Source organism: Burkholderia torrens (genome assembly GCF_984668525.1).
The window spans coordinates 1,518,438-1,531,348 of record NZ_OZ480212.1; the positions used below are offsets into that span (position 1 = coordinate 1,518,438).

The following is a 12,911-nucleotide window of genomic DNA, read 5'->3' on the forward strand; positions in this document are numbered from 1 at the left end:
GCGCGCCGCGCACGGGCGGCGCGGCGGCGTCAGGCGTGTGCTTCGGCCGCCGTTTCGTGCGCGGCGCCGGGCGCCGCGTGGCGGCTAGCCTTGCGCGGCAGGCCGAGGTGGTCGCGCAGCGTCGCGCCGGGCAGGTCGCGGCTGTAGCGGCCGCGAGCCTCGAGCACCGGAATCACGAGTTCGACGAAATCGTCGACGCCTTGCGCCTGCACCGGAAAGCCGAGGATGAAGCCGTCGCCGGCACCTGCATCGTGCCAGCGGATCAGCTCGTCGGCCACGTGCTCGGCCGTGCCGATGAAGTTCGGGCGCGGCGTGGCGACCGCGAGCGCCGTTTCGCGCAACGACAGACCTTTGCGTTTCGCGTCGGCCTTGATCCGGTCGGTGGTCGAGCGGAAGCTGTTGCGGCCGAGTTCGCCGAGTTCCGGGAACGGCGCGTCGAGCGCGTACTGCGTGAAATCGTGATGATCGAAATAGCGGCCGAGGTACGCGAGCGCCTCGTCGATCGTCAGCAGGTCGCGGATCGCCTGGTATTTGTCTTCCGCCTCGGCGGCCGTGCGGCCGACGATCGGCCCGACGCCGGGGAAGATCTTCACGTCGCCGGCTTGCCGGCCGTGCTCGATCGCGCTCTGCTTCACGCGCTGCGTGAATGCGGCCGTTTCCTCGATCGACGGCGAATGCGTGAACACGGCATCCGCATACTTGCCCGCGAGCCCGATCCCGGTGTCGGACGAGCCGGCCTGGAAGATCACCGGCTGCCCCTGCGGCGAGCGCTGGATGTTCAGCGGCCCCGCGACCTGGAAGAAACGGCCGCGGTGATCGAGCGTGTGAAGCTTGTCGCGATCGAAGAAGCGGCCGGTCGCGCGGTCGCGCACGAAGGCGTCGTCGTCCCAGCTGTCCCACAGGCCCTGCACGACCTCGAGGTATTCGTCGGCGATCTCGTAGCGCAGTTCGTGATCGGGGTGCGCCTTGCCGAAATTCTTCGCGGTGCCTTCGAGCGGCGTCGTCACGACGTTCCAGCCCGCGCGGCCGCCGCTGATTGCGTCGAGCGACGCGAGCTGGCGCGCGACCGTGAACGGCTCGCTGTACGACGTCGAGATCGTACCGGCGAGCCCGATCTTTTTCGTCGCGACCGCGAGTGCCGACAGCACGGTCAGCGGCTCGAAGCGGTTCAGGAAGTGCGGGATCGACTTCTCGTTGATGTAGAGGCCGTCCGCGACGAACGCGAACGCGATGCCGGCGGCTTCCGCCTTGCGCGCGACGCCGATCATGAAGTCGAGGTTGATGCTCGCGTCGGGCGGGTTGCTCGGATGCCGCCACGCGTTCATATGGCTGCCTGCGCCTTGCAGCATCAGGCCGAAAGGGATCGATCGTCGGGTCGTCATGATGGGAATGTCACGCGTTCTGGTCAGGGGAGAGGGAGCGGTCGGCCGCGAGGGCCGTCTGCAACGGCGTGGCCGACAGCGCGCCGCCGAGCCATTCGGCCGACGCGAGCCGCGCCGCGTAGTCGGTCACCGGCGAATCGATCACGAACGCGTCGACGTCGAGCCGCCGGCTCAATGCGTCGAGCGCGCGGTGGATGCGCTCGGGTGTATCGGCGAGTACCGTCGGGCGCAACTCGTCGATCCGGTAGTCGGACGCGCCGCTTTGCCGCGCGAATTCGGCGGCTGCCTGCGCGCTGGCGAGATTGAAGCTCTGGCCGCCCGCGAGCTGCAGCTTGAAGATCTTCAGCGGCCCGATCAGTTGCTCGGCTTCGTCGCGCGTCGGCGCGGCGACCGCATACAGCGCGACGAGCGGCTTCGCGCCGCCGGCGCTGCGGTACGCATCGAGCGAGCGTTCGAGATTCGCATCGTCGCCGTTGAAATGGCCTGCGTAGCAGAAGCGCCAGCCGTTGCGCGCGGCGAGCGCGCCGCTGTCCGGCGAGCCGCCGAGCAGGATGCGTTCGGGCGGCTGCGGCGGCACCGGCGTCGCGACCGCGCCGGCCAGCGGATGATCTTCGGCGACGCCCCAGCCGAGAAACGCGTCGAGCTCCGCGAGCTGGCCTGCGAAGTCGGGCTTGCGCGCCTTGTCGTGAAACCACTGCAGCGCGCGCGTGGTCAGCGGCAGCCCGCCGGGCGCCTTGCCGATGCCGAGATCGACGCGGCCGGGCGCGAGCGCCGACAGCAGCTTGAACGTCTCGGCGACCTTGAACGGGCTGTAGTGCTGCAGCATCACGCCGCCCGAGCCGACGCGGATGCGCGACGTATGCGCGAGCAGGTGCGCGACGACGACTTCCGGCGCCGAGCTCGCGAAGCCCGGCGTGCCGTGATGCTCGGCGACCCAGAAGCGTTCGTAGCCGAGCTGTTCGGCGCGCTGCGCGAGCGTCGTCGTGAAGCGCAGCGCGTCGGCGGCGGTCGCGCCGTCGGCGATCGGACTCTTGTCCAGCAGCGAAAGCGAATAAGACATGATGGGCGGCGTTCCTGCGTAAGCGTGGATGGACGACGGGTGCGCGCGGCGCTCAGCTCTTCGGCAGTCCCGGCGGATTCGTGCGCGACTGGTCGATCGCTTCGGACGCGAGGTTCCAGCGGTCGAGCACCTGCTGGTAGCGGCCGGTCTTGATCAGCCCGTTCAGCGCGACGGTCAGCGGCTCGGCGAGCCCGCTGCCGCGACGCGTCGCGATCGCGATGTCGGCCGTGCGCGGCCAGCCGCCGCTGATCGCGCCGACGAGCCGCGTCTTGCCTTGCTGCGCGCTCTGGTATGCCAGCACCGAGTTCACGCTGAACACCGCATCGGCGCGGCCCGACTGCACGGCGACGATGCGCATCGCCTGGTCGTCGTAGTACTGGAACTGCACGGGTTTCAGCCCGTGCGCGACGTTCTCGCGGTCCCACGCGAGCAGGATCTTTTCCTGGTTGGTGCCGGCGTCGGTCACGATGCGCAGCCCCGCGACGTCCTTGGGTTCGCGGATCGCCTGGATCTTGCTGTCGTTGCGTACGTAGAAGCCGACCTGGTCCTTGCGATAGGTCGAAAAATCGAGCTTCTGCTTGCGTTCCTCGGTGACGGTGACGTTGGAGATCACCGCGTCGACTTTCCCCGATTCGAGTGCGAGCGGCCAGTCGGCCCACGCGAGCGCGACGATCTTCAGCTTGCGGCCGAGGCTGTCGGACACGAGCTGGCCGATGTCGGCGTCGAAGCCGATCACCGTGCGCGCGTCGGTCGCATACGAGCTGATCGGCGGCAGGCTCGGCGCGATGCCGATCGTCAGCGTGCCGGGTTCGGCGAACTTGAACGACGCGGGCACCGCGCGCTCGACCGCCGCGTCGGCCGTGCCGCGCGGACGGCCGCGCTGCTCGGGGCTCAGGTCGAACGTCGCGGCCGCTGCCGCGGCGGCGAAGGCGGTCAGGCCGATCAGCGCGGCAGCCAGCGTGCGCACGGTACGGGAGGAAAGCGATACGGCTCGTTGCATGAAAACGTCCTGTCGGGGAAAGCGGAAGGTGAGTGGCGAGGCGTCGCGCGCCGCGCCGTCAGCGCGGGAGCACCGGTTCGGGCAAAGGCGCCCACAGGTCGGCCAGCGTCGACGTGCGCGACGGATCGACGAGATCCTTGCCGAAGCGCAGGTGGAAATACGCTTCGGGGTCGACCGACGAATCGAACAGCCGCGTATAGCCGGTGCGGTCGTAGAGCGCCCACGCTTCGGGCTGGCGAAAGCCGGTGGTCAGGTAGAGGCGGCGGTAGCCCTGCTGCGCGGCGCGCAGTTCGAGTGCTTCGACGATCTGCCGCGCGAGGCCCTGGCGGCGCAGGTCGGTGCGTGTCCAGATGCGCTTGAGTTCGGCGGTCTGCGCGTCGTAGCGCTTGAACGCGCCGCCGCCGATCGTTTCGCCGTCGCGCAGCAGCAGCACGAACGCGCCTTCGGGCGGCGCGAACAGTTCGGCCGGGTAGCGCGCGAGTTCGTCGCGGGCGGACGCGCGGCTGTCGGGGCGGTATGCGTCGTAACGGGTCGAATATTCGTCGATCAGCGCGTCGATCAGCGGTTGCGCGCGGACGTCGAGCGGCGTCGTGTCGATGATGCGGTCGTTCGTGGCCATGGGCATCGCGAAGGGCGCGCGATGCGGACGTTCCTGGCGGGGTGCGGGCACGCTGCCCGTCCGGTCTGTTCCGTTATCGCGACGCAGTTGTCGTGATGGCGGCGGTCGCTGCGCATCCTGCGATGCCGGTGGCGCGCCGCCGCCGTTTCGAACACGTTAGCGGTGCGGCCGGCAAAGGCGAACGAAGCAATTCCGATAAGGATTTCGCGAGGCGAGTCAGAAGGCTTGCAGGCGGAGTGGGAGGATCGAACGGCTGGGGCGGCGAGCCCGTTGGAGGGGGCGTACGGGGTGCGTACGACCGGGATGACCGGCGACGATCGGCGGGGCGTCGTGGTTTCGATGGCCGACCGGTCATGCCGATTCGGGGCTCGCTCGTCAGGGGCGCGAGCGCCCGGCCGAGGCGCGCCGCCACGCGGGCGACGGACCTCGTCGAATCGTCGCGTCAGCGCGAGGCGGTGCCCCTCGCAGACGACGGCGTTCAGGCTGCTGCCGCCTGCTGAATCGCGTCCTGCTGTTCGCCGCCCAGGATATCGACGAGCCCGGTCAGCATCTGCGCCAATTCGCCCGTCATCAGCGTGAAGTCCGAATCGAAGCGTTCATCGTCATTCTGCGCGGTCGGATCCGCCGCCTCCTTGATCACATCGAGCGGCGTGACACGCTTGATCGTCAGCGACGGGGTCAGCACGAACGAGATGCGGTCATTCCAGGTCATCGCGAGGCGCATGCATTGTTTGCCGGCTTCGATATGCCGGCGCATGTCGTTCGCCTCCAGCGCGTGGCCGACGTAGCGCACCGTGGCGCCGCCTTCGCCGCTCGAGCGCAACTCGGCGTCCTGGTCCACGGTGAATCCGCCCGGCGCGTCGCCGGACAGCAGCCAGTCCGTCATCGCGGCGACCGGCGAACGCGCCACTTGAACGCCGGCGAGCGGCAACTGATCGATCGATTTGACGAGCAGGCTGCGAACGTCGTCGGCAAGCGCCTGGGCCGCCGCATCGATGACGAGCCAGCCGTTCGCCGTATCGATCCACACGCGGGTATCGCGGCGAATGCTGAAGGCGCGCGGCAACAGTTCGTCGGTCACCTGCTCCTTGAGTTCGCGCATCTGTTTTCGGCCGACCTTGAAGCCCTGCTGCTCCTCGACTTCGAGCGCACGTGCCTTGGTCACCTGATTGACCACCGACGCCGGGAGCAGCTTCTTTTCGGCGCGAAACAGCAGCAGCATCTGACGGTTGTTCGAATACACGAGCGCGCCGTCGTCACGCGGCGATGCCCAGCCGTGGCGTTGCATCTCGACGCTGCTGCCCGGCTGGAACGCGTGGGGCGCCAGCCATTTTTCGATCTGATCGGGGGTCACGGCCCAAGGTGCCGGAAGACGATGAAGCTGAAGGTTCTTGAACCACATAGGCGTACGGGCAAAGCGCGTCATTCTATATGACGTGGGCGGCTCCCGGCCATGAAGCGTCACTCACCGGGACGGTCATCCGGACGTTCGGGCGCCAGCTCCGCCTGCAATCCGCCGCGCGTATGCTGAAAACGCGCGCCGCATCCTCGAACCATACCGCGCTCAATCAGGTGGGCGTCTTTGCCTGCAGGGCGACGGCGTGACGTCGCAAGGTCTCAGCCATTGCTGCCTGGTTCGTCGTCCCTATTCTTCGCCGCCGCGCGCGAAAACCGCATTTGATATTCACTTGGGGACAATCCGGTTTTGCGCTTGAACAATTGCCGGAACGTGCTGATATCGCCATAACCGACACGTTGACTCAGCGCCTCCAGCCCGATTGGCCGTGTTTCCAGCAAGCGTTTCGCGACTTCGATACGCAGATTCTGCAGATACGTGAGCGGCGCGAGCCCGACGGCTTCCTTGAAGCGGCGATTGAGCGTGCGTTCGCTCACCGCAAGCGATGCTGCCAGTTCGCTCAGCCGGAATCCCTGCTGCAACGTTGCCTCCATCTGCTGCTGCGCACGGGCGACGAGCGTATCGGTATGTCCGTGTTCCTCGACCAGCGTTGCAAAGGAGGCCTGCGAAGTCCGGTTCATGTCGATCAACAGGGCCTTCGCGGTCATCGTCGCGAGCGCCTCGCCGGCGAGTGTTTCGACGAGCTGCACCGCGAGATTCAGATACGACGTCACGGAACCGCCCGAGATGATGCCGTCTTGCGCGATCATCAGTTCGTGCGCGCGAACTTCGACTCGCGGATAGCGGCGCGCGAAATCCGAGGCCCGCGCCCAGTGCGTGGTGGCGGCGCGGCCATCCAGCAGGCCGGCCTCGGCGAGCAGGTAATTGGCTGTGCAATAGGCGGCCAGCACGGCGCCGGCCTTGCGTTGGCGCCTCAGCGCGGAAGTCAACTCGTTCAACCGCTCGCGGCGCCCGATGAATTCGTCGATGTTCGAGAAGAAGGGTGCGGTCAGCAGAACGGCGTCCGCCCGCTTGCGCGGGTCGATCTTTCCGTCGACCGGAATGGTCTGGCCCGACGCAGCAGTGACGGGTTGACCGTCGAGCGATTCCACACGCCATGCGAGCAGGGGGGCGGCGGTGGTGCCGGCCGGTGTGGCCTTGCGCATATGGAATTGATTGGCTGCGCTGAAGACATCAACCGGACCCGCGACGCCGGACGCGAGGATGCCGTCGTAGACCCAGATGCGGATGATGGCCATTTGCGTGTCTGAAATTCCCTCAATAATGGCGATCCTGCCACTTATGACTGCGCCAGTAAACCCCGATCATGGGCACCTCCGACGAACCGAAAACAGGAGCAGTACCATGCCGATGATCGATGCACTGTGGCCCGAAAACGCTTTGACGCCCGAGGCCGAGGTACGCCTCGTCAAGGAATTGACCGACATCCTCATCGAGGCCGAAGGCTACGATCCCGCCAGTCCGATTGCGCAACGCGTCACCGTGTTGCATCTTCATCGACCTGCCGCGCTTTACATCGGCGGTGAACGCACGGACACGATACGTTACCGGATCATTCCGTCCGTACCCGAAGGGCAATACACAGACGAATCGCGTCGCTGGCTCGTCAGACGGGTCACGGAGGCGGTGGCACGCGCGGAGAACCGACCGTTCGACGATGTCGCGCCGCGCGTCTGGGTCTTCCCGACCGAGATCCCGGATGGCACGTGGGGCACGCGCGGCGCGATCTGGACGCTGCCCGCCATTCATGCGTTGCTGGCGGGCGAGTCCGAACGCATCGCGGGCGTTGAACGTCTCGCACGACGCCGCCGCGAAAAAGCGTGCATCACGCTCGAAGCGGCTCGTGATGCCGCTATCGCGGGCACCACACGCAAGCCGTAACAGGAGCACCCCATGAAATTCAACGACACGGCCGCCGTGATGCCGCCCGCCGGCGTTCCGCCGCTGTGGCTGACGAGCCTCGCTGAGAACGCCACGCTCGAAGCCACCGTCCTGAAACGACCGATCGAAGGACGAGCAGACATTCTCTCCGTGATCCAGCACGCGGTCTCGCTCTACGAATTCCAGCATCACACCTACAAGGGCACGATCGGAGACGGCTTGTATCTGGAGTCCTATCGTTCCCGGATCCAGGGCATGCCGATCGAGACGGTGGTCGTCGCGCATCTGAACGACAAGGGCGAGACGGATTCCGTGGTCATCAACCATCGCCCGCTCGAAGCGGCAATGCTGTTTTCCAGGCTGATGGCGGAACGCGTCGACGAGCGTTTCCGAAGTTGCTATCTGACGGGACCGGAAGCACGGCCGCACGATGAAGCGGCTTCGTCTTGAACCGACGACCGCTTCCGTACGCGTCGATTCTGCTGAGTAAGTCTTTCCAAACGAGAGCCAATCATGTTCAAAGTTTCAACGAAGGCGCCACTTTCCTCCGCAATCGCGGTGGACATTTCCCCTTGCACGATTGTGCCGGCGTCATCCTCATCGGTGCCGAAGGTTGAAGTCGGCAAGGTGCAGGTCAATGCCGACATCAAGCTGCGTCATATGGTGTATCGGCCCGCGTATTCAAAGGGTACCGTACTGTTCCTGCACGGCTTTCCCGAGACGATGCATGCGTGGAAGCCGATTGCCGAATCGCTGTCCAGCGACCATGAAGTGCATGCATTTGATTGGCCGGGCTATGGGCAATCCTCGCGTCCGTCCGCGGACCGTTTCTCCTATGCGCCGATGGATTGCGCCCGTGTGCTGGAAGACTATATCCGCACGTCCGGCATCGACCGCTCGAAGCTGCTGATTTATGCGACCGATATCGGGGCCTTGCCTGCGCTGCTGGCCGCATTGGCGCAACCGGATATCGCCAGGGGAATCGTCGTTGGCGACTTTGCCCCGTTCAACCGCCCGCAATACATGTACGAGAGCCTGCAGGCTCTGAAGTCGAAACCTTCGTCTGACGTCGTGCATGCGGCGATGAACAAGAACCGTGACGAAATTCTCGCCAACACATTCTTTCGCGGCATGGCGGCGGAAGAGCGTTACGCATTGCCCGAGGATTTCAGGGAGGATATGGCGAAAGGCTGGGACGGCGATATCACGGCGGCAGATGCCTTCTATCACTACTACTCCTGCTTCACTCGCGACCAGGACTACTTGGAAGCCAATATCGCAAAGCTGAACATCCCCGTCAGGGTGGTATGGGGCGAACAGGACATCTATATCAAGAAGGAAATGGGTGTCGAGTATGCGAGCCGTAGCGGCGTGACGCTCTCGATTCTCCCGGCACTCGGCCATTTTCCGCATCTGCAGGCGCCTGGGCAGACGGTGAGCGAGGTTCGGGCCGCGTTCGACGCGCTCGCAATCAAATGAGCGACTAGAGGGAGGGCACTGTCGAGGCGACCGATCCGCCTCCGGAATCCGCCGAGAGAAAGAGGCAGTCGACGATTGCATCAAGATTGATGACAATGGAAACCATTCCAACAAGAGGGCAAAAACAATGATGATTTCCGGCGACGGCCTGACCAGCCCGGCGCGGCTCCTACGAGTCGCGTCATGGGTGATTGCGATCATCTTCGCTGTCTTTCTGAACATGCTCGGCAGTCTCGTGATCCGTGACATGGCATTTGCGCCGAGCGGTGGTCCGCCGGTCGTGGAGCAATTCGCCGACGCTCCGGTAAAAGCGCGGCTGGACGCGGCGCGGCGCCAGTTGCAGGCACAGCGCGACGCGCTGACCGAGAAAGTCGACACGATGGAAGTGGCGCGCAGCCGCGCCGCGAAGGAGTATGCGGACGAGAAGGAGAGTTTCCGCAACTGGCTGGCCACTCGCGCGGTGACAGGGGACGGGGCGAGCGACCCGGACATTGTGGCGAGAACGCGCAAGCTGGACAAGCTGCAGGCCGTGGTGGTCGGCTGGCAGCATCAGATCGATGCGATTGCCGACCAGCAACGGGCACTGGCATCGCAGCAGACGCAAGTCGACGCGCACATCGCCGAAGCGGACGCAGCGGCCGAACGGCGCTTCGACGCGGCAACCCGGCACTACGAGATGCAAGTGTTCGGGCTGAGGCTTGCGCTGACGTTGCCGATACTGCTGGTGGCGACCTGGCTGTTCATCCGCTACCGCAAGGCGCGCTACTGGCCGTTCGTGTACGGTTTCGGCCTGTTTGCATTGAGCGCGTTCTTCATCGAACTGGTCCCGTACTTGCCGAATTTCGGCGGCTATGTGCGGGTCCTGGTCGGCATCGTGCTCACGGTATTCGCCGGTCTTTACATGATGAGGGCATTTCAGCGCTACGCCGAACGCAAACGGCTCGAATTGCAGCAGGATCAGGGCGAACGCGCGCGCACGATCGGATACGAAAAAGCCGTACGGTCACTCGAGAAAAAGCGCTGCCCGTCATGCGACAAACAATGGAATCTCGGCGGCGACGACTCCACGTTCTGCGTGCATTGCGGATTGAGGCTTTTCAATGTATGCGAATGCGGCGGCCGGAATTTCTTTTTCTTCCCGCATTGCCATCAATGCGGTGCTGCGCAGGGGAACGAGTCGCCGGTGTCATCCGACTGACGCTCAGCGCGTAGCACGGGCGGCGTACGACGGTCGTGAACGCGTCAGTCGCGTCGATCACGCGACGACACGCGGCGGCGTCGACAACTCCGCCAGCTGAAACATGCAGTCCCCGCGCTGCACCTGCGCGGGCACGCGCTTGCACACCACCTCGCCATCGCCCTTGAACCGGTGCAGCACCGGTTCGCGCAGCGGCGTATCGGGGAAATGCACCCACGCGGCCGGTTGTCCGGCCTTCACCTGGTCGCCGAGTTCGACGAGCGGCTCGTACAGCCCGCGCTCGTACGCATAGACGAAATGACGATCGCCGTCGACGCGCATGAAGCGAGTGACGGTGGGCGGCGCGTCGGGCACGAGCGCGCCGTGCAGCAGACCGATATACCCGAGGTAATGCAGCAGCCCGTGGCGGCCGAGCCGGATCAGCGACGGATCGGCCATCCCGGCGCCGCCGAGTTCGGTCACGATCGAGATCGCGCCTTGCCGGCGCGCGGCCGACGCCGAATGCACGGGATTCGGCGCATGCAGCAGCGCATTCTGCAACCCGAACGCGACCAGCAGCCCGTTGAGCTTCGCGGCTTCGTCGGCGTCGAGCGGATCGATCGCGAGCATGTTGCCGCCTTGATACAGCAGCGAGCTGCCGCCCGAGTGAAGGTCGACCAGATACTGCGCGCGCGACAGCAGCGCGTGCTCGATGAAATGGGCGATCATCTGCGTCGGCGTGCCGGTCGGGTCGCCGGGGAAGCTGCGGTTCAGGTTGCCGCCGTCGAGCGGCGACACGCGCAGGCCCGCATCCGCTGCCGGAAAATTCGCCATCGGCAGCAGGATCAGTTGCCCGCTGACCATCTCGGGCTCGATCTCGCGCATCAGTTGCGACACGATGATCTGGCCTTCGTACTCGTCGCCGTGGTTGCCGGCCATCACGAGCGCGACTGGGCCGTCGCCGTTGCGGATCGACACGATCGGGATCGGCAGCCAGCCGTACGCCGACCGGTGCACGGAGTGCGGCAGCCGCAGGTAGCCTGCGTGCTTGCCTTGCGCGTCGAGATCGATTTCGCAGTGAATGGGGTTGCGGTGTGAAGAAGAGGCGGTCATGGCAGCGTGGTTCGATGAACGGAATCTGCCATCTTATCGGGAAACGACCGCCGCGCGCTGCGCCGGGCGCGTACCACGCCGCACGTCCGCACGCCCTCAAGCGAAATACGGCTCCAATACCGGTTCGATCCAGTCCATGAACGCCCGGACACGCGGCGACAGATTGCGCCGATGGGCCACGACGAGCGACGCGGCGAGCGGCTCCGGACGCAGGTCGGGCAGCACCTCCACCAGCGCGCCGCTTGCGACGTGATTCGCGACCCCTGAATAGCCGGCCTGGATCAATCCGATGCCGGCCAGCCCGGCCGCGTGATAGGTCTGCACGTTGTTCACCTGCATCGCGCTCGGCAGCGCAAGCGTCGCATAGCCGTCACCGCTCGGATATTCCCAGCCGGCATGCCTGGCACCGAGTGTCAGCGAATAGTGGACCATCCGGTGCCCTTGGCTGAGCAGATCGTCGAGCGTATGCGGCACGCCATGCCGCGCCAGATAATCGGGACTGGCCGCATTGATCATGCGCAGCCGGCCCAGCGGCCGGGCAATCAGCGTCTCGTCCACGATCGGACCGAGGCGGATCACGCAATCGAATCCTTCCTGCACGAGATCGACGCGCCGGTCGGTGCTCGACAGCTCCAGTTCCAGCTCCGGATGCGCGGCCATCAGTTGCGGGAGCGCGGGCACGACAACGCTGCGTGCCAGCTCGGTCGGCATGTCGACGCGCAACCTTCCCCGGATGCGTGTGCCGTCGCCGGAGAACATCGATTGCAGCGCCTGGACGTCGGCCAGCAGGTCCCGTGCGCGCGAATAGAACGCGCGGCCGTCGTCGGTCAGTTGCACGCTCCGCGTCGTTCGATGCAGCAGCGCAACCCCTACGTCGCGTTCGAGTTGCCGGATCACCATCGAGACACGTCCTTTCTGGATGCCCAGGCTTTCGGCCGCCCGCGTGAAGCTCGCCATTTCGGCGACACGCGCAAAGATCAGAAGCGCATCGAGGTTTTGCATTGTTCACTCACGGAGTAACAGAACGTTCAATCGATCGTCATTTATAACTCAGTTTCGACCCAGTAGAGTGCTTTCCGACGTCGTCACCCGACGACAACCTCAACGGAAGGGCACACGCATGACGCAATACACTTCTCCGGTTAGAACGGCCGTGGTCTACCACTCCGGCTATGGACATACGCAGCGGTTGGCCGCGGCGGTCGCCGAGGGGGCCGCCGCCGTACTCGTCGCCATCGACGCCGACGGCAACCTGGCCGACGACGCATGGGACACGCTGGCTGGCGCCGATGCGATCCTGTTCGGCTCGCCGACCTACATGGGCGGGCCCAGCTGGCAGTTCAAGAAGTTCGCCGATGCGTCGTCGAAGGCGTGGTTCGACGGGGCGTGGCGCAACAAGATCTTCGGCGGCTTCACCAACAGCGCGAGCCTCAACGGCGACAAGCTCAATACGCTCGAGTACTTCGTCTTGCTGGCCGGGCAGCACGGGGGTATCTGGGTGAGCATGGACATCAAGCCGGCGAACCTGAAGGCGTCGGCGCGTGACGACCTGAACCGCATGGGCTCCTATATCGCGCCGATGGCGCAGACGCCGGCCGACGCGTCGCCTGACGAGATGTCGCCGGGGGATCTCGAAACCGCACGCCGCTATGGCGAACGCGTTGCGGCGATCGCGGGACAGTTTCGGGCCGGGCAGCCCTGAATCAATGGAAGTCCTGGTGTGCGCGGTGCGCCGGATCGGCCGCCGCCGCATTTTTCCCCGCCGAGCCTGAAGGAAAACGAC

General features: G+C 65.5%; 13 protein-coding genes. 5 read left to right on the forward strand and 8 right to left on the reverse strand.

Annotated features, from left to right (window positions below):
* Positions 1–29: 29 nt before the first annotated feature.
* The 6 genes from AC5LXX_RS23100 to AC5LXX_RS23125 form a co-directional block, all read right to left on the reverse strand.
* The gene (locus AC5LXX_RS23100) at positions 30–1,382 is read right to left on the reverse strand and encodes an LLM class flavin-dependent oxidoreductase (RefSeq protein WP_322083918.1); all 1,353 of its coding nucleotides are present in this window, start codon (positions 1,380–1,382) and stop codon (positions 30–32) included.
* A 10-nt stretch (positions 1,383–1,392) separates the two neighbouring features.
* The gene (locus AC5LXX_RS23105; protein WP_493413329.1) at positions 1,393–2,442 is read right to left on the reverse strand and encodes an LLM class flavin-dependent oxidoreductase; all 1,050 of its coding nucleotides are present in this window, start codon (positions 2,440–2,442) and stop codon (positions 1,393–1,395) included.
* Positions 2,443–2,494: 52 nt separating this feature from the next.
* The gene (locus tag AC5LXX_RS23110; RefSeq protein WP_493413330.1) at positions 2,495–3,442 is read right to left on the reverse strand and encodes an ABC transporter substrate-binding protein; all 948 of its coding nucleotides are present in this window, start codon (positions 3,440–3,442) and stop codon (positions 2,495–2,497) included.
* Between the two features lie 58 nt (positions 3,443–3,500).
* Entirely contained in the window at positions 3,501–4,061 is a 561-nt protein-coding gene (locus AC5LXX_RS23115; RefSeq protein ID WP_124447385.1) for a GNAT family N-acetyltransferase, read from the reverse strand.
* 478 nt (positions 4,062–4,539) lie between these two features.
* A complete protein-coding gene (locus tag AC5LXX_RS23120; protein WP_493413331.1) occupies positions 4,540–5,463 on the reverse strand; it encodes a recombination-associated protein RdgC in 924 nt (307 codons plus the stop codon).
* Between the two features lie 215 nt (positions 5,464–5,678).
* Positions 5,679–6,716 carry a GlxA family transcriptional regulator gene (locus AC5LXX_RS23125; protein ID WP_493413332.1) on the reverse strand — a complete coding sequence of 346 codons (1,038 nt, stop codon included), beginning with the start codon at positions 6,714–6,716 and terminating at the stop codon, positions 5,679–5,681.
* A gap of 106 nt (positions 6,717–6,822) precedes the next feature.
* Between AC5LXX_RS23125 and AC5LXX_RS23130 the strand changes: the two genes are divergently transcribed.
* The 4 genes from AC5LXX_RS23130 (at position 6,823) to AC5LXX_RS23145 (ending at position 10,036) form a co-directional block, all read left to right on the forward strand.
* On the forward strand, positions 6,823–7,359 hold the full coding sequence (locus AC5LXX_RS23130; RefSeq protein WP_493413333.1) for a tautomerase family protein: 537 nt from the start codon (positions 6,823–6,825) through the stop codon (positions 7,357–7,359).
* Between the two features lie 12 nt (positions 7,360–7,371).
* The gene (locus AC5LXX_RS23135) at positions 7,372–7,809 is read left to right on the forward strand and encodes a hypothetical protein (RefSeq protein WP_493413334.1); all 438 of its coding nucleotides are present in this window, start codon (positions 7,372–7,374) and stop codon (positions 7,807–7,809) included.
* A 63-nt stretch (positions 7,810–7,872) separates the two neighbouring features.
* Positions 7,873–8,838, forward strand: coding sequence for an alpha/beta fold hydrolase (locus AC5LXX_RS23140; protein ID WP_493413335.1), 966 nt, complete (start codon positions 7,873–7,875; stop codon positions 8,836–8,838).
* A gap of 130 nt (positions 8,839–8,968) precedes the next feature.
* Positions 8,969–10,036: a hypothetical protein gene (locus AC5LXX_RS23145; protein ID WP_493413400.1), complete on the forward strand. Its 1,068-nt coding sequence runs from the start codon at positions 8,969–8,971 to the stop codon at positions 10,034–10,036.
* 57 nt (positions 10,037–10,093) lie between these two features.
* Here the strand turns inward: AC5LXX_RS23145 and AC5LXX_RS23150 are convergent, their stop codons facing one another.
* Together AC5LXX_RS23150 and AC5LXX_RS23155 are read right to left on the reverse strand one after the other, a co-directional pair.
* Positions 10,094–11,128, reverse strand: a complete 1,035-nt coding sequence (locus tag AC5LXX_RS23150) for a succinylglutamate desuccinylase/aspartoacylase family protein (protein WP_322083909.1) — start codon at positions 11,126–11,128, stop codon at positions 10,094–10,096.
* A gap of 96 nt (positions 11,129–11,224) precedes the next feature.
* Positions 11,225–12,130: a LysR family transcriptional regulator gene (locus tag AC5LXX_RS23155; protein ID WP_493413336.1), complete on the reverse strand. Its 906-nt coding sequence runs from the start codon at positions 12,128–12,130 to the stop codon at positions 11,225–11,227.
* A gap of 118 nt (positions 12,131–12,248) precedes the next feature.
* On the opposite strand from AC5LXX_RS23155, the gene AC5LXX_RS23160 reads away from it, so the two are divergent.
* Positions 12,249–12,830 (forward strand): flavodoxin family protein, encoded by a 582-nt coding sequence (locus AC5LXX_RS23160; RefSeq protein ID WP_493413337.1) that lies wholly within the window; start codon positions 12,249–12,251, stop codon positions 12,828–12,830.
* The last annotated feature ends 81 nt before the right edge of the window (positions 12,831–12,911 follow it).

What these genes read in the sequence shown, in the direction of transcription:
- AC5LXX_RS23140 (WP_493413335.1), top strand. Translation starts at nt 7,873, where the DNA reads ATGTTCAAAGTTTCAACGAAGGCGCCACTTTCCTCCGCAATCGCGGTG.
- AC5LXX_RS23145 (WP_493413400.1), top strand. Translation starts at nt 8,969, where the DNA reads ATGATTTCCGGCGACGGCCTGACCAGCCCGGCGCGGCTCCTACGAGTC.
- AC5LXX_RS23150 (WP_322083909.1), bottom strand. Translation starts at nt 11,128, where the DNA reads ATGACCGCCTCTTCTTCACACCGCAACCCCATTCACTGCGAAATCGAT.
- AC5LXX_RS23115 (WP_124447385.1), bottom strand. Translation starts at nt 4,061, where the DNA reads ATGGCCACGAACGACCGCATCATCGACACGACGCCGCTCGACGTCCGC.
- AC5LXX_RS23125 (WP_493413332.1), bottom strand. Translation starts at nt 6,716, where the DNA reads ATGGCCATCATCCGCATCTGGGTCTACGACGGCATCCTCGCGTCCGGC.
- AC5LXX_RS23155 (WP_493413336.1), bottom strand. Translation starts at nt 12,130, where the DNA reads ATGCAAAACCTCGATGCGCTTCTGATCTTTGCGCGTGTCGCCGAAATG.
- AC5LXX_RS23110 (WP_493413330.1), bottom strand. Translation starts at nt 3,442, where the DNA reads ATGCAACGAGCCGTATCGCTTTCCTCCCGTACCGTGCGCACGCTGGCT.
- AC5LXX_RS23105 (WP_493413329.1), bottom strand. Translation starts at nt 2,442, where the DNA reads ATGTCTTATTCGCTTTCGCTGCTGGACAAGAGTCCGATCGCCGACGGC.
- AC5LXX_RS23160 (WP_493413337.1), top strand. Translation starts at nt 12,249, where the DNA reads ATGACGCAATACACTTCTCCGGTTAGAACGGCCGTGGTCTACCACTCC.
- AC5LXX_RS23120 (WP_493413331.1), bottom strand. Translation starts at nt 5,463, where the DNA reads ATGTGGTTCAAGAACCTTCAGCTTCATCGTCTTCCGGCACCTTGGGCC.
- AC5LXX_RS23100 (WP_322083918.1), bottom strand. Translation starts at nt 1,382, where the DNA reads ATGACGACCCGACGATCGATCCCTTTCGGCCTGATGCTGCAAGGCGCA.
- AC5LXX_RS23135 (WP_493413334.1), top strand. Translation starts at nt 7,372, where the DNA reads ATGAAATTCAACGACACGGCCGCCGTGATGCCGCCCGCCGGCGTTCCG.
- AC5LXX_RS23130 (WP_493413333.1), top strand. Translation starts at nt 6,823, where the DNA reads ATGCCGATGATCGATGCACTGTGGCCCGAAAACGCTTTGACGCCCGAG.